Here is a 26,950-nt window from a genome sequence, read left to right as displayed (position 1 = left end):
CCGCGCGCGGCGCGCCCCCCCCGCGGGCGGCCCCCCCCCCCCCCGCCCCCCCGCCCGGGCGCTTCCCGGTCGACGAGAACTCGCCGCAGCGCCGAAAGGTGCGCTCCTCCCAGTGGGTGGCGTGGGCGTTTCTCGCGCCAGTGGTCATCTACCTGGCGCTGTTCTACGTTGTTCCTCTTTATAAGAACATCGATCTGAGCATTCGTGACTACACGGTTCGCTCGTTCGTGCAGGGCAACGCCCCGTTCACCGGGCTCGACAACTACGTCAAGGTCTTCAACGACCCCACGTTCTGGCCGGCCATCTTTCACACCGGCTTCTTCGTGCTGGTCTCGATTCTCTTCCAGTTCACCATCGGCATGGCGCTGGCTGTGTTCTTCTACAACAAGTTCCGACTCTCCGGCACGTTGCGAGCGCTGTTCCTGGTGCCGTGGCTGCTGCCACTCATTGTCTCGGCTTCGACCTGGTCGTGGATGCTCAACAGCGACTCGGGCATCGTGAACTCCGTTCTGCAGGCGTTCGGTATCGGCAGCATCAACTGGTTGACCTCGCCGGGCTGGGCCCTCATCTCCGTCACGATCGCCAACATCTGGATCGGTATTCCGTTCAACCTCGTGATTCTCTACTCGGGCCTGCAGAACATCTCTGCCGACCTCTACGAGGCCGCGTCGCTCGACGGCGCGAACGCCTGGCAGAAGTTCTGGCGCATCACCTTTCCGCTTCTTCGGCCCGTCTCAGCGATCACCATCCTGCTCGGACTGGTCTACACGCTGAAGGTCTTCGACATCATCTGGATCATGACCAAAGGCGGCCCCGCCAACTCATCGACCACCCTCTCCACCTGGTCGTACCAGCTCGGCTTCGGCTCGACCCTGCCCCGCTTCGGGCCAGCGGCCGCTGTCGGCAACATTCTCATCATCGTGGCCCTCATCTTCGGGTTGCTCTACATCCTCATGCAACGAAGGGAAGCCCGTCGATGACCACGTTCGCCACCCCCTCGCGCGCCGCACTCACGGCCGCCGGCGCATCGGCATCCAAGGCCCGGCGCCCGCGCAAGACCTGGTACATCACCCTGATCGGCGTCGTACTGACCGCTGTCATGCTGTTCCCGATCTACTGGATGATCAACGTCTCACTGACGAAGACCACCGACATGCGTAAGAGCCCGCCCAACTGGTTTCCCATCGACCCCACGTTCTCGGGCTACCAGGCCGTCGTCTCACAGCAGCTGCCCTACCTTGCCACGAGCCTGATCGTGGGCCTCGGCACCGTGATCGTGACCCTGGTGCTCTCGGCACCGGCCGGTTACGCGCTGGCCAAGCTCCGACCGCGCGGCGGCGGAGCGCTCAGCTTCGTGTTTCTGATCTCGCAGATGATTCCGGGCATCATCATGGCAATGGGGTTCTACGCGATCTACCTCAACCTGGGCATCCTGAACTCCCTACCCGGGCTGATCATCGCAGACTCGACCATCGCCGTGCCGTTCGGCGTGCTCCTTTTCACCGCGTTCATGTCGGCGATTCCCGACGAACTCATGTCGGCCGCAAAGATCGACGGTGCCAGCAGCTGGCGAACGTTCGTCTCGATCGTTCTGCCGATCAGCCGCAACTCCATCGTCACGGTGTCGCTGTTCGCCTTCTTGTGGGCCTGGTCAGACTTCATCTTCGCCTCGACACTCGACGGCGGCGGCAAGATCCAGCCCATCACCCTGGGCATCTACAAATACATCGGCAACAACAACCAGGAATGGAACTCGATCATGGCCACCGCCGTCGTCGCCTCGATTCCGGCCGCGGTACTGCTCATTGTTGCCCAACGATATGTTGCCGCCGGTGTGACCGCCGGCGCGGTCAAGGACTGACCATGGTGAGCTACCTTCCCTCGCCCACTTCGCTCGAGGTGCGGCACGGGCACGAAGTGCTGCGCATCGAAGCATGGGGCACCGACAGCGCACGCGTGCGCGCGGCGCTCTACCGCCTGCCCAGCTCGAGCGTGGGCGCCCTCGACGTCGAGGCACCACCCACTGTAAACGGGAGCGTCGTGGTAGAAACGACGTCTCGCGGAGCACGGCTCGTCAACGGCGAGCTCACCGTGACAGTGACGTTCGACGAGGCCGAGCCCTACCCCGAGCCGCAGCTGACGTTCACCCGCACCTCCACCGGCGCTGAACTGCTGGCCGAGAGCCGCGAGCACTTCTGGCAGCCCGGCGCCCGGGTGTTTCTCGGCAACGGCTCCGGTGCCTACGAGATTCATCAGCAGTTCGCGGCCTACCCCGGCGAGAAGCTCTTCGGGATGGGCCAGCGCACCCACGGCCGGCTCAACATCAAAGGTCTGTCGCTCGACCTCGTGCAACGCAACGCCGAGGTGAACATCCCGTTCGTGCTCTCTGACCGCGGCTACGGCCTGCTGTGGAACATGCCCGCCGTCGGCCGCGTCGAATTCGCCGAGAACGTCACCCGGTGGCAGGTGAACCAGGCCCGCGAGATCGACTACTGGATCACCGCTGCGCCCACCCCCGCCGCCATTCTCGGGCGCTACGCCGACGCTACCGGGCACACCCCCGAGCTACCAGAGTGGGCGAGTGGCTTCTGGCAGTCGAAGCTGCGCTACCGAACCCAGGATGAACTGCTCACTGTCGCCCGCGAACACACCAGGCTCGGCCTGCCGCTCTCGGTGATCGTCGCCGACTTCTTTCACTGGTCGGCCATGGGCGACTACCGCTTCGACGAAACGGAGTGGCCCGACGTACCCGCCATGGTCGCCGAACTCGCCTCCCTCGGCGTGCACCTCATGGTGTCGATCTGGCCCACCATCTCGCCACTGTCGGAGAACTTCGCCGACTACCGCGACCGCGGTCTTCTGGTGGGAACCGACCAGGGCGTGGAGTTTCTGCAGTCCATCCAAGACAAAGGCATGGCCACACCGATGCCCGTGGGCTTCTACGATCCGTCGAACCCCGAGACACGCGAGTACGTGTGGGGGCTGGTCTCTCAGAACTACCTCGACGCGGGCATCCGGGTGTTCTGGCTCGATGCCTCTGAGCCCGAGCTGAACCCCGCACATCCGGCGAACATGCACCTGTACGCGGGGCCAGGGGCCGAAGTGGCCAACATCTATCCGCGTGACAACGCGCGGCTGTTCGCCGAGGGAATGGCCGCGGCCGGGCAGCAGCCCACCGTACTGCTGTGCCGTTCGGCGTGGGCGGGCTCACAGAAGTACGGCGCCGCTGTCTGGTCGGGCGACATTCCGGCAACGTGGGGCTCGCTCGACGAGCAGGTGCGTGCCGGGCTGAACATCGCCATCTCGGGTATTCCGTGGTGGACCACCGACATCGGCGGCTTTCACGGCGGCAACGCAAGCGACCCGGCGTATCAAGAACTCGTCACGCGCTGGTTTCAGTACGGCGTCTTCTGCCCGCTGTTTCGCCTGCACGGCGACCGCGAGCCGCGCACGCCCACGGGCTACGCCATGACCGGCGGACCGAACGAGGTGTGGTCGTTCGGTGACGAGACCTTCGCACTGCTGCGTGAGGTGCTCGAGCTGCGCGAGCGGCTACGGCCCTACATTCACGACCAGATGCGCCTCGCGGCGGCCACCGGTCTGCCTCCCATGAGGCCCCTGTTCGTCGACTACCCCGACGACCCGGGCGCCTGGATGATCGACGATCAGTTTCTCTTCGGCCCCGACATTCTCGTCTGCCCGGTCACCGCGCCAGGCATTACAGAACGGTCGGTGTACCTGCCGGGCACCCCGGGCAGCGGCCGCTGGATCGACGCGTACACGGGCGCCTCGCTCGCCCCGGGCCAGAGCATCACGGCCGAGGCTCCCCTGTCTCACATTCCCATCTACCTCCGAGAAGAAGCCCAGGTGTCTCTTGCCACATGATCTCGCGCTGTCACCCGAGACCGACTTCGACGGCGTTCCCGACGGCACACCCGACCGCTCCACCCGAGGCGGCCCTGTGGCGCCGAGCCATTCGCGCCTTCGCCCGCTCGGCCCCGACGAAATCGCCATCGACGGCGGCTTCTGGGGTGAACGCCAGAGCCTGAACGCCGACGTCATTCTGGCGCACTGCGAGACCTGGATGGAACGCATCGGCTGGATCTCGAACTTCGACAAAGTGGCCGACGGCATCATCGGCGGCAACCACGCAGGCATCGAGTTCGTCGACTCCGAGATCTACAAGCTGCTCGAGGCGATGGCCTGGGAGCTCGCCCGTCGGGCCGACGCCAGTCTCGAGGCCCGCTACCGGGCGCTCGTGGCGCGGGTCGCGGCGGCGCAAGACGACGACGGATACCTCAACACGAGCTTCGGTCACCCGGGTCAACCCCTCCGCTACTCGAACCTCGAGTGGGGGCACGAGTTGTACTGCGCCGGGCACCTCCTTCAAGCGGCGGTGGCCAGAATCCGAGGCGGGTACCCCAACGATGAGATCGTGCGGGTCGCCAGAAGGGCTGCCGACCACGTCTACCGCGAGTTCGGCCCCGACGGGCGCATTGCTCTCTGCGGGCATCCGGAGATCGAGGTAGCCCTCGCCGAGTTCTCACGGGCCACGGGCGAGGCACGCTACCTCGACATGGCGCAGTTGTTCGTCGAACGACGCGGCAACGGGATGCTCGCGACCACCATTCTCTTCGGCCACGAGTATTTTCAAGACGACATGCCCGTGCGCGACGCTACTGTACTGCGCGGGCACGCCGTTCGGGCGTTGTACCTCGCCAGCGGGGCTCTCGACGTAGCCACAGAGACGCACGACCGCCAGCTCGCCGATGCCATTGCGCTGCAGTGGAAGAACACCGTCTCGCGCCGCACCTACATCACGGGCGGAATGGGGTCGCACCACCAAGACGAGGCTTTCGGCGACGACTACGAGTTGCCGGCCGACCGGGCGTACTCGGAGACGTGCGCCGGAATCGGCTCTGTGATGCTCAGTTGGCGATTGCTGCTCGAGACCGGCGAGAGCGCCTATGCCGACCTCATCGAGCGCACACTGCTGAACAACATCCTCGCGTCGCCACGGGAAGACGGCCGGGCGTTCTACTACACCAACACGCTGCAACAGCGAACCGAAGGCACTGAGCCGAGTGAAGAAGCGCTCAGCGAGCGCGCCGAGGCCAGTCTGCGCGCTCCGTGGTTCGAGGTCTCGTGCTGCCCGACCAACGTGGCCCGCACGTTGGCAAGCGTGGGGTTGTACTTCGCCACAGCCGACGACCACGGCGTTCAGCTGCACCAGTTCGGCGACTACTCGGTGAAGACGACGCTGCCCGACGGGCGCGTCGTGGCGTTGCACGTCGAATCGGGGTACCCGTTCGACGGAGCCGTGCGGGTCACCGTGCAGAGCGATGTCGACGCGACGGTCACACTGCGCATACCGCGTTGGGCTCGGGGGGCGGCGACCGCCAGCATCGGGGGTGTGCACCTCGCTGCCGATGGTACCGAACTGATCGTGTCACGCCAGTTCACGGCGGGCGACTGCATCGAACTCCACTTGCCGATGCAGCCTCGCATCGTGCACCCGCATCCCAGAATCGATGCCGCCCGCGGTACCGTCGCGGTCGAGCGCGGCCCGCTCGTGCTCGTACTGGAGTCACCCGACCTGCCCGCCGGGTTCAGCACAGAGACGGTCGAGATCGACCCCGATGTTCCGCTCGTACTGACGGCAAACGGCGCACAAGCCGCGATACGCCTCCGCGTAGAGCACAGCGATGCTCTGTGGCCGTACGCTCAGTCCACGAGGCGTCAGACCGATCGCGACTCATCCCGACTCGCCAGCGCCGAGCTCACGCCATACTTCGCCTGGGCGAACCGAGGGCCGTCGACAATGCGCGTCTGGCTGCCTCTTGCGCCGGCGTCTGGCAGGTAGTCTGCCGTTCGCCGGTCTGGCTACAGCCGGGAGAATCTAGTCTGTGTCTTGTGAGTATTTCGAAAGAACAGCGCCATCAGGCAATATTGGAGATCCTTCAGGGGTCAGGCTCCTCGAGCGTCACTGAGCTCGGTGCGAGCCTCGGGGTCGCCGAGATGACGATTCGTCGCGATCTTGAAACGCTCGAGGGCAGAGGTGTTCTCCGGCGTTTCCATGGCGGGGCCAAGCTTTCGGCGGGAAGCAGTTACGAACCCCCTTTCGGAGTGCGTGAGCACACGAACGTCGCACACAAACGCGCCATCGCAGAAGCGGTAGCCGAGAACATCGACGACGGCGAAACCATTCTTCTCGACGGCGGGAGTACCGGAATCGCGATAGCCGAAGCCCTCGGCGACCGAGCGATCACCATCTGCCCTCTGTCGCTGCGCGTGGCATGGGCTCTGAATCGCTCGACCAGCGTGACACTGATGCTCCCGCCGGGCCGCATCAGGGCAGGCGAGCTCAGCATCAGCGGTCCAGACACCATCGACTACCTCAAACGACACCATTTCGACCGCTACCTCCTGACGGCGAGCGCCTTCTCGCCGCTTCAAGGATTCACGGAATGGAACACCGACGACGCCGGCATCAAGCGAGCTGCGCTCGAGAGCGCCGGGGAGGTCATTGCGTGCGTCGACTCGAGCAAGTTCGGCCGGGTGGGTTTTGTGGAGATCTGCAGAATCGACACCCCCGACCTGATCATCGTCGACGGGGGCCTCGACGATCGTTCCCTCGACGCACTCACCGTTTCGTCGCGACGCGTGCAGCTCACCGGTTGACGAAAATCTTCTTCCGTTTATATGAACACTGATATGTTCATTCGCACTATTTATGTGTTACTTTGGTTCCGCTGGCAACGATGCCCCAACGACCGGAGAAGCGCATGACGTCTGAAAAAACGTACCCTGGCGTGTCGACAGACACCCTCAGCACAACTTTGAGCACCGGCACCATCGGCCTGGGCGGGGCGCTCATGCAAGCGATCGCCCAGATCTCACCCACGCTCGGAATCTTCTACACGATCGCGTTCACCACGACCCAGGCGGGTAAAACCGCGCCGCTGACCTACCTGGCTGCGTTTCTCATCTGCCTCACCCTCGCAGCACCCCTGGTCGGGCTGGCCCGCCATCTTCCCTCTGCCGGAGGCTTCTACACGTACGTGTCAGCGGGCATCGGCCCCAAAGCCGGGTTCATGACCGGCTGGTTGTACGGCATCTCGGTCTCGGTCGTGCCGGCCGCTCTCGCCGCCTTCACCGGAGCGGTTCTGCAAGACGAGCTCTCCGCCAAATATGGCATCGGTATTCCGTGGTGGGTCTACTCCAGCATCATTCTGCTCATCTGCTTCGCCTGCGCCTATCGAGGTATCGCCATCTCTGTGCGATTCCTCGTCGTCATGACCTGCTTCGAGATGATCGTCGGATTGGGGCTCGCACTCACCGGAATCTTCAACCCCGGCCCTGGCGGCGTGAATGTATCAGGATTCAATCCCGCCAACATCACCAACTCCAGCGGATTCTTTCTCGCGGTCGTGCTCTCCATCTTCGCCTTCACCGGGTTCGAGAGTGCCGCCGCCGTGGGCGAGGAATCACGCGACCCCAAGCGCATCATCCCGAAGGCCATCATCGGTTCCCTCGTGTTGATCGGCATCTTCTACGTCGTCACCGCCTGGGGCCTGCAGATCGGGTGGGGAACGGACGATCTCGACTCCCTCGCGAACTCGCCGACGGCGCCAGCGTTCGTTCTCTCCGACCGGCTGTGGAACGGGGCATCCATCATTGTTCTGATTGCACTGGTCAACTCTGGGCTCGGTGTCTGCATCGCCTGCACCACGAGCGCCACCCGCACCCTCTATGGCATCGCCCGCACCGACGCACTCCCTGGGTTTCTCACCAAGACGCACCCCGTGCACCGCACGCCCGTCGCCGCCGTACTCGCCCAGTCTGCGCTCGCACTCATCGTCTGCATCGGACTCGGGCTGCTGCTCGGCCCATACAACCTGTTCAACACGCTCGGAACAACCGGCACCTTCATCTACATCCCCATCTTCATCATGATGAACATCGCCGCGTTCCGCTTCTTCCGCACCCGGGTGAGGGCGGAATTCAGCATCTGGGCCCACGTGGTCGCACCGATCATCTCGACGGCCGCGCTGATTGTCATCGGCTACAACAGCATCGTGCCGCTGCCCGATTACCCCGTTCTCCTCGCACCCTTCATCGCAGGGCTCTACGTGCTCGTCGGCCTGATCATCCTCTTCGGCCGTAACCTCCGACCAGGCAAGCGGGAGTGGATGAAGCACGCCGGGGAACTCCCCGACATCAGTTGACATGCCCTTCCGTCGACACGCGCCGGCCACAGCAGGCGCCCCTCCGGCAGACATTGTGAAAACCATCCACACACCCAGATTGGCGAAGACCGTGACCTCACCCACACCCCACCCCAGACCGTCTCTACCCGACCGGGTCGATACCCTTGTCATCGGCGGCGGCACGGGCGGGGCCGCCCTCGTGGGCCTGCTCGCCGCACACAGCGACGAGAGCATCCTTCTGCTCGAGGCGGGGCCAGACTATGGAGCCGCTGCAGACGCAGGATGGCCCGCTGACGTTCTCGACGCCCGGGCGATCCCCTTGTCTCACGACTACGACCTCACCACAACCTCCTCAGCCGGAGACACCACACTCGATCTACCCCGCGCACGCGTGCTCGGAGGCTGCTCCTCCCACAACGGGTGCACGGCCTCGATCGGCGCCGCAGAAGACTACGACGACTGGGCTCGCCGCGGAAACCCCGGCTGGGAAGCAGAACAGGTACTGCCGCTACTCGAATGGGCTCGAGCGCGTTTTCGCGTGCGCCGGTACACCATGACCGAACTCACCGAACCACAACGCGCCTTCGTCGACGCCGGAATCGCCGGCGGCCTGCCCTTCGCAGACGACCTCGACGACATCGGGGCTGCAGAGGGAATCGGCCCCATGCCGGTGAACATCGTCGACGGCGTCAGGTGGAACTCGGCCTTCGCCTTTCTCGATGCCATTCGCGAACGCCCCAACCTGACCATCGCTGGGAACACCGCTGCGGAACGTATCGATGTTTGCGACGGCGTCGCCGTCGGGGCGTGGGTGAGAACACCAGACGGTGAAACGCATCACATCACTGCCAACCGTGTCGTGATAGCCGCTGGCGCCTACCACTCGCCGGCGCTTCTCCTCCGATCTGGAATCGGGCCCGCCGGGGAGCTCGCCGAGCTGGGAATCGAGGTCGTCTCCGACGTACCGGGTGTGGGAAAGCACCTTCTCGACCACGCCTGCGTCGCACTTGACTTCGCAGGCCGGCCAGGGCTCGTGCACGACCTCGAAACGCTGCCCTGGTTCCCCGATGAGCAGACCGTCGGCCGCAAGAAGTCCTCCGTCTGCGATGACGGGCCGTACGACATCCACGTGTTCATGGTCGCCGGGTCGAACAGCGGGCACCCTGGCCTGCCGCCGATCTCTCTCTACGGCGGCGCCATGCGTGCCCGCTCCGAAGGAACCGTGACCCTGGGCAGCGACCTCGACGTCACTCGCCCCGTCATCGATCACCGCTACGGAACAGACCCCGAGGGCTACGACCGTCAGGTGCTCGGCGAAGCACTCGACCTCCTCACCACCATGGCGGCAGAACCCGCCCTCGCAGCGATTCTCGGCGAACCCGTGCCACGCGCGCATCGCCCGCTCGACGACATCGTCAACTACTGCCACCCGGCGGGAAGCTGCAAAATGGGGCCGGCCACCGATCCGGCCGCGGTGGTCGACTCCACCGGCGCCGTGAGAGGGGTGACCGGGCTCTACGTCGCTGATGCGTCGATCATGCCCGCAATCAGTCGCGGCAACATCAACCTCCCCACGGCGATGATCGGGGCGAACATCGCCGTTCAACTCCTCGGAACAACCCCCGCCGATGCTCTGTCAGCGTTCTCGCACACCCTCTGAAAGGCACCACCAGTCATGACCGCCAACACACCATTCGAGGCAGACATCGAAGCTCAGCCCGATGCGCTCCGCGCCCTGGCTGGGGCAGCGACTCCGTCCGGTCTCCGCGAACTCGACCCCCAGTCCTTCAGCCGGATCGTATTCACCGGCATGGGCAGCTCCCACTTCGTCGGCATCCCCACCTGGCGAAATCTGACGGCCAAGGGACGGCCGGCCTGGGCGATCGACACCGGCCAGCTGCTCGACACCCCGGGGCTCCTCACACCCGACACGCTGCTCGTCATCACGTCACAATCCGGTGCCAGCGGTGAGGTCGTCGCCCTCCTCGACCGGCTCGAGGAAGACCCCGCCCGCCCCAGAACGATCGTCGGAATCACGGCCGACAGCAACAGCCCGCTGGCCGAAACTGCGGAGCTCTTCCTCCCGCTGCACTCCGGCCCCGAGGCTACCGTGAGCACAAAGAGCTACCTCAACTCCCTCGTCGTTCACGCCCAGCTCGCCGCCGCGCTCAACGGCCGCGACGTCTCGGCCGTCAATTACGAGGCAGACCGTCTGGCCGGCATTGTCACCCGACTGCTGACGAGCACCGACACGGCCGAAACCGCAGCCACGACACTCGATGGTGAACGACCTCGGGTCGCCGCTGTCGGGTGGCGAGACGATGCAGCGACAGCCCTGTTCGCCGGTCTGATAACCAAAGAGTCGTCTAAAGTGGCAATCGAGGGGCACATCGGCGGCCAGTTCCGGCACGGACCCTTCGAGCTCGCTGGGCCCGGTCTCACCGTCTTTCTGTACGGCGCTCACGCGGCATCCGATGACGGATCGATCGCCCGGCTCGCATCCGACCTCGCCGCCACCGGCGCCCATGCCGTGCTGATCGGCGACATGGTTCTGGCGGGAACGACAACCATTCGAGCTAGTGCATCAACTTCGCTCGAAGGGCTCGTCACCGGGTCGATCGTTGCCCAGCTGATAGCACGAGACCTTGCCCTCGAGAACGGGGTGGTACCCGGCGCCTTCGCCTACGGCAGCAAGGTGACGACAGCCCTGTGAGCGACGTGACCGTGGGCATCGACATCGGCGGAACCGCTACCCGCATCGTCGTCGTACGCGGCACCCAGATCGTGGCGTCGACCATCGTCTCGACGCCGACGGTCAGAAACGATGCCCTGCCCACCCTGCTCTCGAGCATCCGCGCAGTGATGGCATCGGCGCCCGGCGCTGAGGGTGAAATGAGCAGGGTCGGCATCGGCGCCAGCGGCCCCATTCTGGCGGGCGGCGTCATCGACAACCCAGAATCTCTACCCGCCCTCTCGGGTTGGAACTTCGTCGACCGACTCGGTGAACTTCTGGGAGTCGACTGCCGCATCGACAATGACGCGGTCACTGCTGCTCTCGCGGAAGTGACCGTCGGCGCTGGCCGGTTAGACACTGGAGTTCTCGTCATGACCCTCGGAACAGGCGTGGGCGTCGCACTGATGCGGAGCGGCATACCCTTTCGCGGTGCCGACGGCGTGCATCCGGAAGCCGGGCACATCACCGTCGACGCACCAAGTTCACCCTGCTATTGCGGACGACGACACTGCCTCGAGCAGACCGCCTCTCGCACGGCCCTGCAACGCCTCGCCACGCATGCCGGATTTCCCGCCGATCTCGAAGTTCTGGCCCACGCTGCCAGCGAAGGCGACCCGGGCGCTCAACGGGTTTTTCTCGAGTACGGAACCAGAATCGGCGAGGGCCTCGGTGAACTCTGCACCCAGCATCGGCCAACGATCGTCGTGTTGGGCGGAAGCGCCGCCACGTACCTCCCCCACTTTCGGTCGGGAGTGGAAGGCGCCTTGGCCGCTCTTACCTCAGCCCCCGTTCCCGCTCTTCGGCAGACCGCTCTCGGTGACCTGGGCGGTGCCCTCGGGGCCGCGCTGCTCTGGCAGTGAGACGACCTTGGCGCCGTCACACCTTGGCGCCGTCACACCTTGGCAGTGGGCGCGCGAGTCGCGAGCGCGCGGGCAAAGATCACGACGAGGAGTCCCGCAAGCGGAACGAGGAGCAGCCCGAAGCGCAGCGACGAGGCGTCTGCGATCGCGCCCACGACCGGCGGTGAGACTAAGAATCCGAGCCGAAGCAGCCAGCCGACGATGGTGAGACCAGAGCCGGGCTTGAAGCCGGGCAACTCGTCTGCCGCCTGCATCGCACCCGGGATGAGTGTTGCGACGCCGAAGCCGGCCAGGCCGAACCCCACGATCGTGCCCGGGATGCTCGGAAAAGCGAGCGCAGCACCCATCCCGACAAGTACGAGAAGACCGCCGAGCCGGGCGATGGCGCGCTGGCCGAAACGGTCGACCATGCGATCCCCGAGCATCCGCCCCACGAACTGCATGCCCTGCAACGAGATGAAGCCAAGCCCTGCGACGAAGGCGGTTGCCCCAACGACGTTCGAGAGATAGATGGCAGACCACGAGCTGCCGGCGTCTTCGACGATCGCACCGCCCGAGGCAATGACGACGAGGGCAAGCAGAAACGCGTAGCGGGCGACGAGGCCGGCCGCCTTCAGCGCAGGCGCGCGCACGCCGGCCAGGCGATCTGTCGCGGGTTCCGGCCGGGCCGGCGAGGGTGAGTCGAGGGTCGGCTCCGGCCCGCGGAGAAGCCAGCGATAGGAGAGGAGAGCGGCGACACTGAAGATGATCGCAGAGGCGGTCAGATGGGTGAGAAGGGGAATTCCCAGGGCGGCGGCAGCCGCACCCATTGCTCCGCCCGTCACCGCGCCGAGAGACCAGACCGCGTGGAACGAATTGATGATCGAGCGCTTGTAGAGGCGCTGCACCCGGAGCCCGTGCGAATTCTGGGCGACGTCTGTAATGGCATCCATGGCCCCCGCCAGGAAAAGCGCGAACGCCAGTACGAACCAGCCCGATGCGGCACCGGCCAGGAGGAGCCCCAGCGCGGTCACGATCGTCGACGCGATAGCGACGCGTGAGGAGCGAAAGCGGCGGATGAGAAGACCTGCGCTGAGACCGACCAGCAGCGCACCCAGCGGGTAGGCCGCGACGGCAGCGCCGAAAGCCGTATTCGTCAGATCGAGCTCGGCCTTGATCTCGGGGTAGCGGGGCAGCAGATTCGCGATCAACGCACCGTTTGTGAAGAACAGCACACCGACCGCAAACCGCGCCCGTGCTGCGCTGCGCTGATCGGAGGCCACTGAGGCAGAGGCGAGGGGAAGAGGCACGGCGGCTCCGATCAACGGTAGGCATAAACCGTGAACGTTCACGATTTGTGACCGTGAACGTTCACGGCATCGTTGACGCTAGCATTATGATCGGTGTCATGGCAACAAAACGCGGGGCCAGCACGATCCTCGATGTGGCTGCGCGCGCCGGCGTCTCGCGGCAGACCGTGACGCGCGCCCTGAACGATATGGCCGATGTCAGCCCGACAACGAAAGCCCGCGTGCTCGCCGCGGCGGGTGAGCTCAACTACCGGCCGAACCGCAATGCCCAGAGCATGGTGCAGGGGCGCACCACCACTATCGGACTCGTGCTCGAAGATCTGAGCAACCCCTATTTCGCGGAGCTCGCATCGGCGTTCAGCCGGGTAGCGGCGGAGCGGCACTGGAGTGTGCTGCTCTGCGACATCGGCTCTGATCGAGAGAAGGCCCGAGCGCAGCTCGCATCCATCGTGTCGCGGGTGGATGCGTTAGCCCTCACCGGATGTCGCTCAGACACCATCGCCCTTCTCCCCGCCGGAGTGCTGCGCGAGGGGGCCTTGGGGCTTCCTCTCCTCATGCTCGACGGCCCCGCTCATCCTCGACTCGACGCGCGCGTCGTGCTCGACGTAGCCTCGGGCATGACCGCTGCGCTCGATCACCTCGTCGCGACCGGCCACCGCCGAATCTCGTTCATCGACTCCGAAGTCGGGCCCCGAGAGCGCAGGGATATCTTCGATTCCTACCTGATCGAGAACGGCCTCGCGTGGGCCGGGAGCCCCACCATCACGGCCGACGAGAGCCTCGATGGCGGCATAGCCGCAGCCGAGGCACTGATGCGGAACGCTCCGCAAACCGATGCCGTGCTCGTCTACAACGACGTCATGGCGATCGGAGTGCTGAAAGCCCTGCGCCAACTCGGCTGCCGCGTGCCCGAGCAGGTCGCGGTGATAGGAATGGACGGGCTCGACATCGGTCGCCTTGTGACCCCCGAACTCACCACGGTGAACATCGACAAAACAGCCCTTGCAGAAGCGGCGGCAAGCTTGCTCGAGCACGTGCTCGCGACGACCGGCGAGCGTGACGCGCGCGAGTTAGTGGTCGGCATGGATCTCCTGATCCGCGGGTCAGCCTGACCCCCGCCCGAGCGGTGAGTGCGCAGAACGACTCTATTCAGTATGCCCAGCGCTCAACGCAGCTTTGACAAACTGCTCGGTATGGCCGTAACTCCCCTGCGCCTTGCCAGAGGTGGAGCAGCTTATCGGCAGGGCCCGTGAGCAGGGTGTCGCGCTGAGCGGCGAGGGCGGTCTGCTGAGTCAGCTGACGAAGCTGATGCTCGAGTCCGCGTTGGAGGGCGAGCTGACCAAATCACCTCGAGTACGACAAGCACGAACGCACCTGCGAGGTCACGAACGCCCGGAGTGGCTCTCTCACGAAGATGGTGCTGACCGATATCGGGCCGGTCTCGGTCGTGGTCCCAAGAAATCGGGAAGGGTCGTCCTAGGGGTAGTAGATCTCGGCGCTGCGGGCTGGGAAGCCCGAAACGGTGTTGGGGATGGCGTTCGCGCCCGGTAGTTCCGCGGGTCGGCATTCCACACGGCGGGACCCACAACTTGTACAGAGATTGCCTCACCGCAACACCGTTTGTTGGGCTCGCTGACACAAGGGAAATTGCAGAGTCTGTGTTGACGTGCAGGAAAGCGGCGAGACCCCCGATCTTGCGGATCCATCGGGATTGGAAGAAGTCGGATGTGGCAAGGCCAAGTAAAGCGATGCCGCTGACAATGCGTCATAAAATTTTTCCGAACGGGCGCTGTAGGGGGGGGCGTCGTCGAGCTGATTAGCATCGCAGTGGTGACCTTGTGTGCCTGATTGATAATTCCCACCACTCCCTTCCCACGCTCGGCCCGGTATGTGCGAGAGCTTGCTCAACGGTAGAACCCGCGGCATGGGATCACGGTGAGAGGGTGTTTGTTCTCTCACCGTCATCTCACAGAGCCCTGAATATGGTTCAGGTATGTCGACTACTGCGATTGCCACCCGAGGACTTTCCCGGCGTTACGGCACAAAAACCGCCCTCAAGGAGTTGGAGCTCACCGTCGAGCACGGCGAAATTTTCGGGCTGCTCGGCCACAATGGTGCCGGGAAGACCACGACGGTCACTCTCCTCACAACGCTGTTGGAACCGACCTCCGGAACCGCGACCGTAGCTGGTTTCGATGTGTCCTCGGATCCACGGAACGTTCGAGCAAATATCGGATACCTCCCCGAGAACGTACGCTTGTACGACAATCTGACGATGAGGGAGAACCTCAGGTTCTTCGGCAGGCTCTCCGGGGTCATCAACGTGGATCACCGGATCGCCGAGACCCTCGATTTTCTTGAATTCACCGGACATGAAAACGAACGGCTCTCCACCTTCAGTAAAGGCATGCGCCAACGAGTGGGTATCGCACAAGCGATCTTGCACCTGCCGTCGGTCCTGTTTCTGGACGAGCCCACGTCCGGACTTGACCCCCAGGGGGTGAAGACCCTTCGCGAAACGATTGTGCGGATGAACCGCGAGCTCGGTATGACGGTCTTCATGAACACCCACCTCCTCTCGGAAGTCACGGCCTGGGCAACGAATGATGAGAAACGTGGGCACCGTCATTCGTTACGAGATTCTCAACGCCTCCCGGGACCGCCTCCCACGCACACTCCTGGCCGTCTTTCTCGGCATGATCGCGGCGTCAAGCATCATCGGATGGTAGACGAACCAGACCGTCACAGCTGTCTACAACCAAGTTCTCCAGGATGGCCTGACAATCGCACCTAATCCGTTCACCGGGGTGTCGCCGCTTCGCTACATGAGCAACACCGTCATCTATCTGGTACTCATCGGGGCCCTCCTTGCAAGCGTAGCCGGAGTGCAGGCAACCCTTCGCGACCGAAAGATGAATACCTCCGACCTCGTTCTCAGCCGCCCCATGTCAAGCGTCGGATATCTGGCCGGCAAGCTTGCCGGCCAGGGCGCGTGGTTGGCTATCGTGCTGGTCATCTCGGCCGCCACGAACTGGATTTCGATAGGTGTGATCACTGGCAGCTTGCTCCCTGCAACAAATGCTCTGCAGATCATGCTCTTCTACACCACAGGTTGGGCGTTCCTGATGGGCTTCGTCAGCATCGGAATGATAAGCGGACTCCGAAGCAAAAGCGAAGCAACAGCATTGCTTCTCCCCATCTTGCTGTGGGCCGTCCTCGTCTTCGTCGTTCCGCAACTCGGCACGGCCGCCCATCAGGTCTCATTGCTGAACCCTGTTGCTACTGAACACACCGAACGCCTCGCGGACGCAGAAGTCGTCGTGTCCGTCGGATCCAAAGGCGACAGCTATGACAATGCGATGGCCGAAGCGTTCAACCCGCTGTTCAAAGCGAAATTAATCCGTGACCGCGGCCCCCGGCGGGTCATCGACGATCTCGAAATCGCTGTCGATGAGTACATCGATTGGTTCAACCAACGCCGCCTTCATGGTGACGTCGGCCCGATCCCACCGATCGAGAAGGAGAACGACTACTATTCACAAGTCCCCGTCTCCCACATGAGAGAACGGGTCAAGTAGAGCCTCCACCAAACCCAGGGCGAGACGCCACGAATCCGGGCAGATCATGCCAGCAGGTGCGGGTGTTGACACCAGAACCTCCGGGGCCTGGTCTTCATCATTCAGATTCGGCCTGCCGGATACCTTCCGGTCTACCCGCCCGCCGCCAGAGCGTGTAGAGAGCCGCACCGATGAGGAGGGCGCCGGCGAGGCTGATCAGAGGGAGGCCGCGGGTGAGGTTGGCCAGCAGGGTGAACGCGACAACGATCACGCCGACCAAGTTCAGCAGGAGGTATGCCCACCGTTTTTCTCGCCGTGAGAAGTAGGCCATGGCGAGCAGGCCGGCGAGGAAGCTGAGGAACACGGACACCGCGTAGAAGAGCACGAGCTGTTGGTCGTTGCCGCCACCGACCACTGTGACGGCGATCGCGAGCCCGGCGAAGATCAGCACCCCCCAGAACGGCGTGAAGTGACTGTTCGTCCGGCCAACGAAACTGGGGAGGATGCCGGTGAACGCACCGGATGTGGTTTGTCGGCGGGCGAGTGCTTTCAGCAGTCCGGGGCCGGCTTGGAAGGAGGAGCTCGCGGCGGAGAGCAGAAGAAGTGCTGTGACGAGTTGAAAGGCGGCGAATACTCCAGGCGGGGCGGCAACGCGGGCGAGTTCTGCGATCTGGGTGGTATCGGTGGTCGGAATACCGATCTGCAGGTGCGCGGCTTCGGCTGCGAGTCCGAGAGTGATGGCGCCGACGATACCGAGGGTCATCCACAAGGTGATCTGCCCGAACCGGCGCCGGTTGTTTTTGTCGAGCTGGCCGAGCTGCGCGATCGCAGAGGAGGGCGCTTCGACACCCGTGGCGAGTGCCATTGCTACCGGGAACGCGAGGATCACGGCGAGTACGGATCCGGTGCCCGGGCTGGTCGTGATTGTTCCCGTCGGTTGCGGTGTCGCGGAGAGACCGAAGATCAGCACGGTGACGGCGATGATGATGAAGGCGATGGTCATGAACGCAAAAATCAGCCGGCCGAGGTGCCCGAACCAGGTCAGCCCGGCAACGATAACGAGAAGCCCAACGGCTAGGATCAGCCGGAACGGTGCGAGCATTGGCAGGTACGCGATGATCGCGGACGCGCCAGCAGAGACACTGATCGCGATCGTGAGCACGAAGTCCACGACCAGTGCGCCGATCGGGACGAAAGACCAGCCGTCACCGAACGCTTCCCCGACCGCGGCTGACGCTCCCCCGCCTTGTGGGTATCGTTCGATGAGTTGTTGGTAGTTCACCACAACGAGAGCGATGATGGCCACGACCAGGCCCATGGTGGCGACCAGCAGGCCGAGGTCACCGTTCAGGGCGCGCAGGGCCGCTTCGACCGCGTAGGCGACAGACGACACAGGGTCGGCCATCACGGCGAAAGCGAACGCGAGCAGCAGGACCGGCCGGGATCGGAACACCCGCCCGGCTCGGCCGGGGTCAGCCGGAGACTGGTTCAAGCCACACGTCGTCACCGAACGGGGCGGGCATGACGTTCGCCGCGTCTGCGATCAGGTCGGTGCCGAATTCGGGGATCCGAGACAGTGCGCGGAGGTAGTCGTACAGCGCGAACATCGAAGCGACTTGCGTGGGCCCGTAGCCTGCGGTCCGGTGGTCGCTGATCTCGCCGGCCCAGATCGTCAACGCGCTACGGGAGTCGTTCCCGCGCACTGCGTCGGTGAAGTTGGTGACGAATTCTGTGACATCGGGCGGGTCGAAGCTGTTCGTTGGGCTCAACGCGTGTTCCCCGCTGACACAGGAGTCGATGCCGACAATGAACCGTGCGAGCGTGTAGGAGAACAAGAACGCGTTCCGGTGCTCCCACTGGTCCCCGGACTGATACCGGATCGCACCGAGTTCGAATCGCCACTCACTCTCCGGGACGTCTCTGCTGAGCAGCCGGCCGATGGCGGTGACCAGAGCGGCCTGGATCTGCTCGGCACCGCCATGCAGGGTGGCGTTTTCTGCCATGGTCGTAGACCCTTTCGTTACGGGGTGGCTCTCTGTCGCCGGAGGGCGATCGATGCTCTACCGTACGTCGAATGTCGACGCTACCCGTGCCGACTCGTCGTGCCGGTCAGCTCTTGTTTGAGCAGGGACGGCGGCGACGAAGGGCTGCAGAGGACTGGTGAGCCTGGTGGTGGCGACGAGTCCGGCCGAGATCGCGGCGATCAGCGCAGCCAGGATTGCCGCATAGAACCCGGTCGCCGCGTAACTCCCTGTCCACGCCGGGTCGAAGAAAATGTACGGATACCATCCGGTGGCAGGCCCGCGAATCAGCGTGTACGCGCCGTAGAGCGCGGGGAAGATCAGCGAGACACCCAACACCGCCCAGCGCAGACGGCGTCTGGCCGGGTTCAACAGAAAATCGATGAGGGCGTAGGCGGGGATCACGAAGTGCAGAATCTTTGACGAGGCCGGCACAAGGAACGGTATATCTGAGAGACCGGCGTTCAGGATCAGTAGGCAGAAAGTTACGCCCGATACGATGAGGTAGGTCGTGAGGAGCATTCTGACCGCAGTCATCCAGGAGCGTTCCCGCCACCCGGCGACACCGAGCACGAGCAAAACTGCAAGTAGTACGGCGTAAGCGAGATTGCTTTGAATGGTGAAGTAGCTCAGTAGGTTGTCGGCGCGGCACGTGTGCGTGGCGAAGACGCAATCCGCACGAGAGATCAGCGCTGTCACCACCGTACCGAGTGCCAGGATGCGCACAACGACGAAGAACAGGCGCATCTATTCCCCTCTGTCTCTGCAGTCTTCAGGTTACGTGCCCGCATCGCCTCTCACGAACGCGCCCGCTGGCCGTCGAGGCTATCGCCGCATACAGTGAGGTACGTGAGAGACCACCGATGAACACTCGACAGCGTCATAGTGGGAATTCTCGTCGCGCTCTCTCGGCCGCGTTCGGTCTGGCCGGCGCTCTTGTCGTTCTCACTGGGTGCACCGCTGAATCCCCCGCCCCGCCCACCATAGGTGCGGGAACGCCCACGTCGACAGCTGCGGCAACCAACTGGGGCGGCTACGGCAGCCAGGACGAAGCGTGCACCGAGACAGCTAACAACGTCATCTCACTGGCATTGGTGCCAACGAATCTGTCGTTCGCGACCGACCCGGGCGCGATCGCCGACATCCGCAGCACCATCGAGAGGATGACAGCCATTGCACCAGCCGCACTGACGAGTCATTACGAGACACTCGCGAAGCTCGTCAACGAGTACGGCAGCGAGCTCAGCGCCACCCCGACACCGACTCCAGCTCAGACGCCCACGCCGTCTGGTGTTGCGGCAGATGAGCCGGGCCCACACCTCGATACCGATGCGTTCGGTGTACAGGTCACCGGCATTAAGACGTGGTTAATCGAAAACTGCTCCGGCTGACGCCGCCACCTCGGTCCAGCCTATAGTGAGTCATTTGGCGGGAGCCCGCGTTTAGACGCGGTGATACCACCGATTCCGGGGCCACAGCACGACGGTTGCGAGAACCGCGTCGATGAGAGTGGCGAGCAGGATCGCGACCTTCGCCCTATTGCCGTTGTCGCTGCCGAGCCCGAAATTGAGTTCGGCGACCAGCAGCGACACCGTGAAGCCGATACCGATCGTGATCGGAATACGGAGAGCGGTGACGAATCCATCGAGACCACCGATTGCGACCCCATCGGAGAAGAATGCGAAAAACGCAACGGCAACGCCGGCTGAGATCGCGCGCAACCAGTGCTCGAATACCTCCGACAGCCCCGGGGCCCCGCAGACTGTCCCCCACTGGCGTGTCCGTGGTGTATGAAGCGCCTCAGGTTTGGTGCCGCGTCCTTTTGAGTTGAAGGATGTATGTGAAGCCGAAAAAGATCGGTTCTGCTGTGTGAACGGGTGGTGCGGCCGGTGCGGGAGCCTCGGGCGGAAAACAAACGCCTCCGCAAAGACGTCGCAATTCTCAAAGCGGCGACGAGTTTCTTCGTGGGGAATCAGGCCCCCGCAACCATTGATGCTGGGTTTCATCGACACGATGAGAACCGAGGGGCACGCAGTCCAGTCGACCTGCCGGGTTCTGCGCGAGCAGGGCCATGTCGAGCTCGTGATGACACCGCTGCGAATGAGCCTCTGGGAACGAGACCTAACTCCGCCAGAATAGGATCACCATGGCAGCTCCGGCGCCCCTCAATTTGACTCGCTCCGGCTACGTCGCTGACGATCGCGACCGATAACGGCGGCTACCAGCAGCTGCTCGACTGGGCGAACGGGTTCGGGCAAATCATCCCGTTCGGTATCGAGGTCACCGGCTCGTACTGCGCCGGCCTCACCTCGTTCATCCGCCGCAACGGGCACCGCGTCGTCGAGGTCAACCGGCCCGACCGTCGCATGCGACGACTCGCCGGCAAATCCGATACCCTCGACGCGGAGAACGCCGCCCGAGCGGTGCTGGCCGGTTACGCGACAGCGGAACCAAAGTCCGCTGATGGGGCGGTGGAAATGATTCGGCAGTTGAAGGTTGCCCACGACACAGCCGTGAAAGACCGCACCTCAGCCATGATCACGCTCAAGGCCACGCTCATCCACGGCTCCGACCAGCTCCGTCAAGACACCGCCGGTAAGACCCAGATCATGCTCGCCCACTTCCTGGATCGCTGCGGCCAACCCTGCTGAATACGCCCGATGACAGCATCCGCCACACGCTGCGTTTCCTCGCCCGGCCTTGGCTTACCCTCGACGCCGAGATCGCGGAACTCGAGACCATGATCGAGGGACTCGTCCTTCGAACAGCACCGCAGCTCGTTGAACCATTCGGCATCGGCGTCGATACCGCCACCGAGATACTCATCGTCGTCGGCGACAACCCAGAGCGCATCCGTTCCGAAGCAGCACTAGCCAAACTTGCCGGAATCAGCCCTATCCCAGCCTCCTCGGGAATGACCTTTGGTCGACACCGACATTGTCTCGGGTGAACGACGCGAGACTCGGCTTAGCTGACGCTGCTCAGAGTCCGGTCGGGCGAGGCCGTGGTTGAGGGAATGCCGCTGACGTGGTCACTGTCGTGGCCGTGAAAGCGGCGTAGTCGCAGGCTGTTGCTGATGACGAAGACGGAGGACAGCGCCATTGCGGCGCCGGCGAAGAGTGGGTTGAGGAGGCCGAGCATGGCGATCGGGATCGCGGCGACGTTGTAGGCCAGTGCCCAGAACAGGTTCCCCTTAATGATTCCGAGGGTTCGCCTGGCAAGCCGGATGGCGTCGCCGACGACGAGCAAGTCTCCACTCATCACGGTGATATCGCTTGCTGCGATCGCGGCGTCGGTCCCGGTGCCCATCGCGATGCCGAGATCCGCGGCGGCGAGGGCAGCGGCGTCGTTGACCCCGTCGCCGACCATGGCCACGACGCGGCCGTGGGCTTGCAGCTCACGAATGGTGTCGAGTTTGCCGTGCGGGGTGATTTCGGAGCGGACGTCGACGATTCCGACCTGGGCGCCGATCGCACGGGCGGCGCCTTCGTTGTCCCCGGTGAGGAGAACCGGTGTCAGGCCGAGCCGCCGGAATTCGGCGATCGCAGCCGCACTCGTGGATTTGATGCTGTCGCCGACAATGATCACGCCGCGTGCTTCACCGTCCCAGGCGACGGTGACCGCTGTCTTTCCGCCGGTCTCGGCTGCATCAGCGGCGGCCAGGAGCCCATCGGGGACGAGGACGTTCCATTCTGCGCTCAGCCAGCTCGCACGCCCGACGAGCACGAGTTGCCCGTCCACGACAGCCTGCACTCCGAAACCCTGGTGAGACTGAAAATCTTCAGCGTTGCCTGGTTTGCCGTCTGCTGTGGTTGCGGCGGTGACGATGGCGCGGGCGACGGGATGCTCTGAACCGTTTTCGGCCGCCGCGGCCATTCGGAGGAGTTCGGTGTCGTCCAAACCGTGCACGGCGTGCAGGTCGGTCATGCTCATCAGGCCTGTGGTGATCGTGCCGGTTTTGTCCAGGACGACGGTGTCGACCTGGCGGGTGCGTTCGAGTATTTGCGGGCCGCGGATCAGGATGCCGAGTTGGGAGCCGCGCCCGGTGCCGACGAGCAGCGCGGTCGGGGTGGCAAGGCCCAGCGCGCACGGGCAGGCGATGATCAGTGTGGCAACAGCGGCAGTGAACGCGGCCTCGGGTGTTGCGCCGATGAGCAGCCAGACAGCGAGAGTGGCCAGGGCGAGGCCGATCACGATGGGCACGAACACGGCAGAGACCCGGTCGGCGAGGCGTTGCACGTCGGCTTTACCGGTTTGGGCTTCTTCGACGAGTCTGCCGAGGCGGGCGAGTTCGGTGTCGGCGCCCACCCGGGTTACTTCGACGATCAGTCGGCCGCCGACGTTCACGGTCGCGCCGACGACCCGACTGCCGACAGAGACCTCGACGGGTACTGATTCGCCGGTCAGCATGCTGAGATCGACCGCTGACGCGCCATCGGTGACGAGGCCGTCGGTAGCGATCTTCTCCCCCGGCCGCACCACGAACACGTCACCGGGCATAAGGGAATTGACGGGAACCCGAGTTTCTGTTCCGCTTCTGAGCAGGGAGGCTTCTGTGCTGCCAAGTTCCAGGAGCGCGCGGAGAGCAGCACCGGACTCACGCTTTGCTCGAGCTTCGATGTAGCGTCCGGCGAGGATGAACACGGTCACCGCGGTCGCCACTTCGAGATAGATGTCTTGGCCACCGGCGCCGGTGTTCGTGAAAGTGAAGCTCATGTGCATCCCGGGCACCCCGGCGGTACCAAAGAATAACGCGTACAGCGACCAGCCGAACGCGGCCAGCACACCGACACTGATCAGGGTGTCCATCGTCGCCGCACCATGCCTGGCGTTGGTGAACGCGGCACGGTGAAACGGCCAGGCCCCCCAGACCGCGACGGGTGCTGCGAGGGTAAGAGCCAACCATTGCCAGTTCGTGAACTGCAGCACCGGAATCATCGACAGCAGCACCACCGGCACCGTCATCAGGATGGAGATGGAGAGCCGCTGGCGAAGCAGATCCGTCTCACCAGCAACCGCAGCAGGAACCGCGGTAGATGAGGCCTGGGCGGGAAGCGCGGCGGTGTAGCCCGCAGCCGCGACCGCCGCGATCAGGGTGTCGGTGGCGATGCCGTCAGAGGCTCGCACCCTCGCTCTTTCGGTGGCGTAGTTCACGCTCGCCTCAACGCCGGGGATGCGGTTCAGTTTCCGTTCCACGCGTGTCGCGCACGACGCGCAGGTCATCCCGCCGATCTCGAGTTCAACATCCGTGGCGCTCATCAGTTACGCATCCACCACCGTATAGCCGGCCTCGATGACCGCCGCCCGGACCTGATCGGCGGGTACCGGCTTGCTGCTGACCACCATGATCCGAGACGTTCCGCCGGCGTTCAAGTTCACGCTGACGCTCTGCACCCCCTCCAGAGCGGAGACTTCTTCAGTGACGCTCGCGACGCAGTGGCTGCAGGTCATCCCACCAACCGAATAGTGCTCCCGGATGACACCCTCGCCCGTGGACGGTGCACCCTGGTGGGCTGACGTCGTGGGTTCGGCATGGGCGTGGGTTCCCGTGCCGCACGCGCAGGAGTTATTGGTGTCGGTGAGACCGAGGTCGGTGTGAAGGGTCATTATCTGTCCTTGTCTGTGGATTAGTTGGTTAGGAGCGGACGAGGCGGGCAATCGCGGCGGATGCTTCGTGCAGCTTTTCATCCGCGACCGTGCCGCCTTCTGCGGTCGCTTCCGCGACGCAGTGCATTAAGTGATCATCCAGCAGCGACAGCGCAACAGTCTCTAGCGCTTTCGTGGCAGCGGAGACCTGGGTCAGAATGTCGATGCAGTAGGTATCTTCTTCGACCATCCGCTGGATGCCGCGAACTTGTCCCTCAGCACGGCGAAGCCGTTTGAGTAAATCTTCTTTCGTTTTGGCGTAGCCGACCATCACAAACCTCCTATACCCCCGAGGGGTATCAACAATAGTATGCACCCACTGTGACCCGTCAAGGCCGAAGTGCACTAAATTCCACAAAACAATCCGCAGCCACTCAAGCACGAACGGGGTATGAGGGCATCTCTTGACAGGCCCCCCTAGGGGTACAGGTTCCAGTGTGTGGCAACCCCGGTGAGCCGCAACTGCCGTCTGATTATGTATCGGGAGGTGGCACTGCTCCCTGTTCTGTTTGCGGCGGAGGATGGCAGGACGAACGGCCCTACTGCTGGCGTACGCGGCACGGTACCGTCGAAAAAAGGGAGAGGTGCGGCTGATGGGGGCGGCGGCGGCTCCGCACCACACCGCGGAACGGTTGCTCAGCGACCGGTTCGCGCGCGGCGAGATCGATGAGACCGAGTTCGAAACCCGTCGGGCCGCGCTCAGACGCAACTGACCCTTGCCTGAGGGCAAAGTTCTTGGCACCCAGTTCTGCAATGTGAGAGGAATCAATGGTTCAGAAAACTGAGAGCGCAGTGATGGAATTCGGCGGTGTCAACTGAGCCTCGTCGAAGGCAGTCGCTGATTCGGTGCTGCTACGCCGCCCTGGAGTGCTGAGCGTCGATACAAACCCAGTCGCTCAGACCGCTGACGTCACCTTCGATCCTGCCCTGACCTCCGTTGCAGATTTGACATCTTGGGTTCAAGAGTGCGGCTACCACTGCTCCGGACAGTCGGTCCCTGCACTTATCTGCGAACCACAGCCGACGTCGCTGTCGCTCAGATAGTCGCCCTGGTCCAGGAAACCCAGAATTCCAAAGCGCCCGGCCAGAGGCTCGCCGACCGGGCCGCATTCTGGCTGGTCCTCGTCGCACTGATCGTGAACTACGCGCTCAGACGTAGTGTCGAAACTTTCACGGCCACGGGCTTTCGGAATGTCCCGGGACACGGCGCAGGGGCGAGCGTCAACGGGCGCCACGTGTTCGTGGGCAACCGCAACCTGATGGCCGCACAAGGAATCGATATCTCCCCGGTCGCGGTACAACGAGAAGCGCTTGCGTCAACCGGGCGCACCGCAGTCCTTGTCGCTGTAGACGGCCGGGCGACGGGTGTCATTGCGCTGGCCGACGCAGCACGCGACACGGCGGCTGCCGCGGTCGCCGCAATGCACGAAGCGGGCATACAGGTGGTCATGCTCACCGGCGAAAACGAGGCAACCGCGAACCGGATCGCAGCCCAACTCGGCATCGATACCGTCATCGCCGAAGTTCTCCCTGAGGACAAGACAGCCAAAATTGTTGAGCTGCAGAGCGCCGGGAAGAAAGTCGCAATGGTCGGTGACGGGGTCAACGATGCGCCCGCTCTCGCTCAAGCTGACTTTGGGATCGCGATCGGTGCCGGCACGGATGTCATCATCGAAACCGCCGACGTGGTGCTGATGCGCTCGGACCCGCTAGACGTGCCTGTCGCCCTCCGGATCGGTCAAGGCACGGTCCGAAAAATGCGGAAAAACCTGGGCTGGGCGATCGGTTACAACCTGATCGCTCTGCCGATCACAGCAGGGGTCTTCTTCCTCCCGTTCGGCATCAAACTAAGCCCAGAAATCGCTGCGATCTCGATGTCCGGCTCCACTCCAGCGTCATCGTCGCCGTCAACGCCCTCCTGCTACGCCGCCTGCGCCTACCCGCATCCGAAGGACCAGCCGCCACTCTCACACCGGAACGCACGGCACCCGTTCCAGCTGCCGCACAGCAGCCCGGGGCGGTGCCTTCGGAGTAACAATGGCGGGGTAAGACGGTTCGGATTGCAGCATCGGCGAGCCCTCACGCCGTCACGTGGGATTTCAGCCACGCGTACGGGTCAATGGCGGTTCCGTTCACATGCACCTCGAAATGTAAATGCGCCCCGGTGCTTGTGCCGGTGTTACCGACGTTCCCGACGAGCTGGCCGACGGTGATCTTTTGTCCTTTGGTGACGGCGACGGATCCAGTAAGCATGTGCCCGTACCAGCTCTGCACATTCTGACCATCGATGACGTGATCGATGACCACGTACACGCCAAGACCCCCGTCGTCCTTGGAGACAACTGTGGACACGACACCGTCAGCCATCGCCTGGATCGGTGCACCCTCCCCCGGGTTCATGTCCAGGCCCTTATGGAAACTCGAGCACGCAGAACATGGCGCGAGCCGGGGTCCGAAGCCGTCACTGATCGGCACCCCGGTAGTGAAGGGCCACTGAATCGGTGACGCCGGGTTATTCGTGAAACTGTTTGAAGTGTGCGCGTAGGACTTGCCGGTGACGGTCTCAATGACAACCAACGGAACCGGTGGAGGCGGGACGGCGACGGTGTAGCCCCTGTCTCTTATACACATCT

The 26,950-nt window shown here is 63.8% G+C and carries 26 protein-coding genes and 4 pseudogenes; 21 read left to right on the top strand and 9 right to left on the bottom strand.

Going from position 1 to position 26,950, the window contains the following annotated elements:
* The 10 genes and pseudogenes from QN358_RS16190 to QN358_RS16150 all read left to right on the top strand — a co-directional run.
* Nucleotides 1–980 (top strand): carbohydrate ABC transporter permease (locus QN358_RS16190; protein ID WP_416352015.1); only part of this gene is annotated, 980 nt, incomplete at its 5' end.
* Nucleotides 981–1,099: 119 nt separating this feature from the next.
* On the top strand, nucleotides 1,100–1,861 hold the full coding sequence (locus QN358_RS16185) for a carbohydrate ABC transporter permease (protein ID WP_237280233.1): 762 nt from the start codon (nucleotides 1,100–1,102) through the stop codon (nucleotides 1,859–1,861).
* A 2-nt stretch (nucleotides 1,862–1,863) separates the two neighbouring features.
* Nucleotides 1,864–3,885, top strand: coding sequence for a TIM-barrel domain-containing protein (locus tag QN358_RS16180; RefSeq protein WP_136640781.1), 2,022 nt, complete (start codon nucleotides 1,864–1,866; stop codon nucleotides 3,883–3,885).
* Nucleotides 3,875–5,863, top strand: a complete 1,989-nt coding sequence (locus tag QN358_RS16175; protein WP_323512957.1) for a glycoside hydrolase family 127 protein — start codon at nucleotides 3,875–3,877, stop codon at nucleotides 5,861–5,863. The genes QN358_RS16180 and QN358_RS16175 overlap by 11 nt, the downstream gene beginning before the upstream one ends.
* A gap of 50 nt (nucleotides 5,864–5,913) precedes the next feature.
* Nucleotides 5,914–6,033 (top strand): annotated as a pseudogene (locus QN358_RS18930) (DeoR family transcriptional regulator); the annotation flags it as partial.
* Nucleotides 6,034–6,126: 93 nt separating this feature from the next.
* Nucleotides 6,127–6,681 (top strand): hypothetical protein, encoded by a 555-nt coding sequence (locus QN358_RS16170; RefSeq protein ID WP_323512956.1) that lies wholly within the window; start codon nucleotides 6,127–6,129, stop codon nucleotides 6,679–6,681.
* Nucleotides 6,682–6,785: 104 nt separating this feature from the next.
* Nucleotides 6,786–8,228 (top strand): APC family permease, encoded by a 1,443-nt coding sequence (locus tag QN358_RS16165; protein ID WP_161580332.1) that lies wholly within the window; start codon nucleotides 6,786–6,788, stop codon nucleotides 8,226–8,228.
* Between the two features lie 91 nt (nucleotides 8,229–8,319).
* Entirely contained in the window at nucleotides 8,320–9,870 is a 1,551-nt protein-coding gene (locus QN358_RS16160; RefSeq protein WP_323512955.1) for a GMC family oxidoreductase, read from the top strand.
* Nucleotides 9,871–9,885: 15 nt separating this feature from the next.
* Entirely contained in the window at nucleotides 9,886–10,923 is a 1,038-nt protein-coding gene (locus tag QN358_RS16155) for an SIS domain-containing protein (protein ID WP_323512954.1), read from the top strand.
* Nucleotides 10,920–11,804, top strand: a complete 885-nt coding sequence (locus tag QN358_RS16150; protein ID WP_161580334.1) for an ROK family protein — start codon at nucleotides 10,920–10,922, stop codon at nucleotides 11,802–11,804. The genes QN358_RS16155 and QN358_RS16150 overlap by 4 nt, the downstream gene beginning before the upstream one ends.
* 32 nt (nucleotides 11,805–11,836) lie before the next feature.
* On the opposite strand, the gene QN358_RS16145 is transcribed toward QN358_RS16150, so the two are convergent.
* Nucleotides 11,837–13,093: an MFS transporter gene (locus tag QN358_RS16145; RefSeq protein ID WP_136640787.1), complete on the bottom strand. Its 1,257-nt coding sequence runs from the start codon at nucleotides 13,091–13,093 to the stop codon at nucleotides 11,837–11,839.
* A gap of 98 nt (nucleotides 13,094–13,191) precedes the next feature.
* Between QN358_RS16145 and QN358_RS16140 the strand changes: the two genes are divergently transcribed.
* The 4 genes and pseudogenes from QN358_RS16140 (at nucleotide 13,192) to QN358_RS16130 (ending at nucleotide 16,671) form a co-directional block, all read left to right on the top strand.
* Nucleotides 13,192–14,205: a LacI family DNA-binding transcriptional regulator gene (locus QN358_RS16140; RefSeq protein WP_161580335.1), complete on the top strand. Its 1,014-nt coding sequence runs from the start codon at nucleotides 13,192–13,194 to the stop codon at nucleotides 14,203–14,205.
* Between the two features lie 112 nt (nucleotides 14,206–14,317).
* Nucleotides 14,318–14,567, top strand: a pseudogene (locus tag QN358_RS18925) (transposase); the annotation flags it as partial.
* A gap of 519 nt (nucleotides 14,568–15,086) precedes the next feature.
* Nucleotides 15,087–15,887 carry an ABC transporter ATP-binding protein gene (locus QN358_RS16135; RefSeq protein WP_136640789.1) on the top strand — a complete coding sequence of 267 codons (801 nt, stop codon included), beginning with the start codon at nucleotides 15,087–15,089 and terminating at the stop codon, nucleotides 15,885–15,887.
* Nucleotides 15,888–15,918: 31 nt separating this feature from the next.
* Nucleotides 15,919–16,671, top strand: coding sequence for an ABC transporter permease subunit (locus tag QN358_RS16130; RefSeq protein WP_323512953.1), 753 nt, complete (start codon nucleotides 15,919–15,921; stop codon nucleotides 16,669–16,671).
* Nucleotides 16,672–16,768: 97 nt separating this feature from the next.
* Here the strand turns inward: QN358_RS16130 and QN358_RS16125 are convergent, their stop codons facing one another.
* The 3 genes from QN358_RS16125 to QN358_RS16115 are packed head-to-tail and all read right to left on the bottom strand — an operon-like array spanning nucleotide 16,769 to nucleotide 19,418.
* The gene (locus tag QN358_RS16125; protein ID WP_323512952.1) at nucleotides 16,769–18,142 is read right to left on the bottom strand and encodes a hypothetical protein; all 1,374 of its coding nucleotides are present in this window, start codon (nucleotides 18,140–18,142) and stop codon (nucleotides 16,769–16,771) included.
* Nucleotides 18,123–18,653: a hypothetical protein gene (locus QN358_RS16120; protein WP_136640791.1), complete on the bottom strand. Its 531-nt coding sequence runs from the start codon at nucleotides 18,651–18,653 to the stop codon at nucleotides 18,123–18,125. The genes QN358_RS16125 and QN358_RS16120 overlap by 20 nt, the downstream gene beginning before the upstream one ends.
* A 57-nt stretch (nucleotides 18,654–18,710) precedes the next feature.
* The gene (locus tag QN358_RS16115) at nucleotides 18,711–19,418 is read right to left on the bottom strand and encodes a Pr6Pr family membrane protein (RefSeq protein ID WP_323512951.1); all 708 of its coding nucleotides are present in this window, start codon (nucleotides 19,416–19,418) and stop codon (nucleotides 18,711–18,713) included.
* Nucleotides 19,419–19,534: 116 nt separating this feature from the next.
* Here QN358_RS16115 and QN358_RS16110 point away from each other — a divergent pair, with 116 nt between their 5' ends.
* Nucleotides 19,535–20,062 (top strand): hypothetical protein, encoded by a 528-nt coding sequence (locus QN358_RS16110; protein WP_323512950.1) that lies wholly within the window; start codon nucleotides 19,535–19,537, stop codon nucleotides 20,060–20,062.
* A gap of 51 nt (nucleotides 20,063–20,113) precedes the next feature.
* On the opposite strand, the gene QN358_RS16105 is transcribed toward QN358_RS16110, so the two are convergent.
* Nucleotides 20,114–20,263 (bottom strand): hypothetical protein, encoded by a 150-nt coding sequence (locus tag QN358_RS16105; RefSeq protein WP_323512958.1) that lies wholly within the window; start codon nucleotides 20,261–20,263, stop codon nucleotides 20,114–20,116.
* Between the two features lie 297 nt (nucleotides 20,264–20,560).
* On the opposite strand from QN358_RS16105, the pseudogene QN358_RS16100 reads away from it, so the two are divergent.
* The 3 genes and pseudogenes from QN358_RS16100 to QN358_RS18920 all read left to right on the top strand — a co-directional run.
* Nucleotides 20,561–20,741: pseudogene (locus QN358_RS16100) on the top strand (IS3 family transposase); the annotation flags it as partial.
* A gap of 122 nt (nucleotides 20,742–20,863) precedes the next feature.
* On the top strand, nucleotides 20,864–21,322 hold the full coding sequence (locus QN358_RS16095; RefSeq protein WP_136640794.1) for an IS110 family transposase: 459 nt from the start codon (nucleotides 20,864–20,866) through the stop codon (nucleotides 21,320–21,322).
* 89 nt (nucleotides 21,323–21,411) lie between these two features.
* The gene (locus QN358_RS18920) at nucleotides 21,412–21,621 is read left to right on the top strand and encodes a transposase (RefSeq protein WP_416352013.1); all 210 of its coding nucleotides are present in this window, start codon (nucleotides 21,412–21,414) and stop codon (nucleotides 21,619–21,621) included.
* Nucleotides 21,622–21,638: 17 nt separating this feature from the next.
* On the opposite strand, the gene QN358_RS16085 is transcribed toward QN358_RS18920, so the two are convergent.
* From QN358_RS16085 to QN358_RS16075, 3 genes are read right to left on the bottom strand one after another with little or no spacing between them, the layout of a single operon-like run.
* A complete protein-coding gene (locus tag QN358_RS16085; RefSeq protein ID WP_323512949.1) occupies nucleotides 21,639–23,930 on the bottom strand; it encodes a heavy metal translocating P-type ATPase in 2,292 nt (763 codons plus the stop codon).
* A gap of 3 nt (nucleotides 23,931–23,933) precedes the next feature.
* On the bottom strand, nucleotides 23,934–24,278 hold the full coding sequence (locus tag QN358_RS16080; RefSeq protein ID WP_323512947.1) for a heavy-metal-associated domain-containing protein: 345 nt from the start codon (nucleotides 24,276–24,278) through the stop codon (nucleotides 23,934–23,936).
* Nucleotides 24,279–24,306: 28 nt separating this feature from the next.
* A complete protein-coding gene (locus tag QN358_RS16075; protein WP_136640798.1) occupies nucleotides 24,307–24,588 on the bottom strand; it encodes a metal-sensitive transcriptional regulator in 282 nt (93 codons plus the stop codon).
* A gap of 250 nt (nucleotides 24,589–24,838) precedes the next feature.
* Between QN358_RS16075 and QN358_RS16070 the strand changes: the two genes are divergently transcribed.
* From QN358_RS16070 to QN358_RS16060, 3 genes and pseudogenes are all read left to right on the top strand, one after another.
* A complete protein-coding gene (locus tag QN358_RS16070) occupies nucleotides 24,839–25,030 on the top strand; it encodes an SHOCT domain-containing protein (protein ID WP_323512946.1) in 192 nt (63 codons plus the stop codon).
* Nucleotides 25,031–25,163: 133 nt separating this feature from the next.
* Nucleotides 25,164–25,361, top strand: a complete 198-nt coding sequence (locus tag QN358_RS16065) for a heavy metal-associated domain-containing protein (protein ID WP_323512945.1) — start codon at nucleotides 25,164–25,166, stop codon at nucleotides 25,359–25,361.
* Nucleotides 25,283–26,089, top strand: a pseudogene (locus tag QN358_RS16060) (HAD-IC family P-type ATPase); the annotation flags it as partial. The gene QN358_RS16065 and the pseudogene QN358_RS16060, both read left to right, overlap by 79 nt.
* 307 nt (nucleotides 26,090–26,396) lie before the next feature.
* On the opposite strand, the gene QN358_RS16055 reads toward QN358_RS16060, so the two are convergent.
* On the bottom strand, nucleotides 26,397–26,950 hold a 554-nt coding region (locus tag QN358_RS16055), incomplete at its 5' end, for a M23 family metallopeptidase (RefSeq protein WP_323512944.1).

The sequence above is a fragment of the Subtercola sp. RTI3 genome (assembly GCF_035018625.1).
Classification (GTDB): domain Bacteria; phylum Actinomycetota; class Actinomycetes; order Actinomycetales; family Microbacteriaceae; genus Subtercola; species Subtercola vilae.
Note: the sequence above shows the minus strand (reverse complement) of the source record. Positions and strands in the feature narration are given on the sequence as shown.

Bases quoted from the DNA above. Each gene is read 5' to 3' on its own strand.
- QN358_RS16185 (WP_237280233.1), top strand. From the start codon at position 1,100: ATGCTGTTCCCGATCTACTGGATGATCAACGTCTCACTGACGAAGACC.
- QN358_RS16180 (WP_136640781.1), top strand. From the start codon at position 1,864: ATGGTGAGCTACCTTCCCTCGCCCACTTCGCTCGAGGTGCGGCACGGG.
- QN358_RS16165 (WP_161580332.1), top strand. From the start codon at position 6,786: ATGACGTCTGAAAAAACGTACCCTGGCGTGTCGACAGACACCCTCAGC.
- QN358_RS16155 (WP_323512954.1), top strand. From the start codon at position 9,886: ATGACCGCCAACACACCATTCGAGGCAGACATCGAAGCTCAGCCCGAT.
- QN358_RS16140 (WP_161580335.1), top strand. From the start codon at position 13,192: ATGGCAACAAAACGCGGGGCCAGCACGATCCTCGATGTGGCTGCGCGC.
- QN358_RS16135 (WP_136640789.1), top strand. From the start codon at position 15,087: ATGTCGACTACTGCGATTGCCACCCGAGGACTTTCCCGGCGTTACGGC.
- QN358_RS16130 (WP_323512953.1), top strand. From the start codon at position 15,919: ATGAGCAACACCGTCATCTATCTGGTACTCATCGGGGCCCTCCTTGCA.
- QN358_RS16120 (WP_136640791.1), bottom strand. From the start codon at position 18,653: ATGGCAGAAAACGCCACCCTGCATGGCGGTGCCGAGCAGATCCAGGCC.
- QN358_RS16115 (WP_323512951.1), bottom strand. From the start codon at position 19,418: ATGCGCCTGTTCTTCGTCGTTGTGCGCATCCTGGCACTCGGTACGGTG.
- QN358_RS16110 (WP_323512950.1), top strand. From the start codon at position 19,535: ATGAACACTCGACAGCGTCATAGTGGGAATTCTCGTCGCGCTCTCTCG.
- QN358_RS18920 (WP_416352013.1), top strand. From the start codon at position 21,412: ATGATCGAGGGACTCGTCCTTCGAACAGCACCGCAGCTCGTTGAACCA.
- QN358_RS16085 (WP_323512949.1), bottom strand. From the start codon at position 23,930: ATGAGCGCCACGGATGTTGAACTCGAGATCGGCGGGATGACCTGCGCG.
- QN358_RS16080 (WP_323512947.1), bottom strand. From the start codon at position 24,278: ATGACCCTTCACACCGACCTCGGTCTCACCGACACCAATAACTCCTGC.
- QN358_RS16075 (WP_136640798.1), bottom strand. From the start codon at position 24,588: ATGGTCGGCTACGCCAAAACGAAAGAAGATTTACTCAAACGGCTTCGC.
- QN358_RS16070 (WP_323512946.1), top strand. From the start codon at position 24,839: ATGGCAGGACGAACGGCCCTACTGCTGGCGTACGCGGCACGGTACCGT.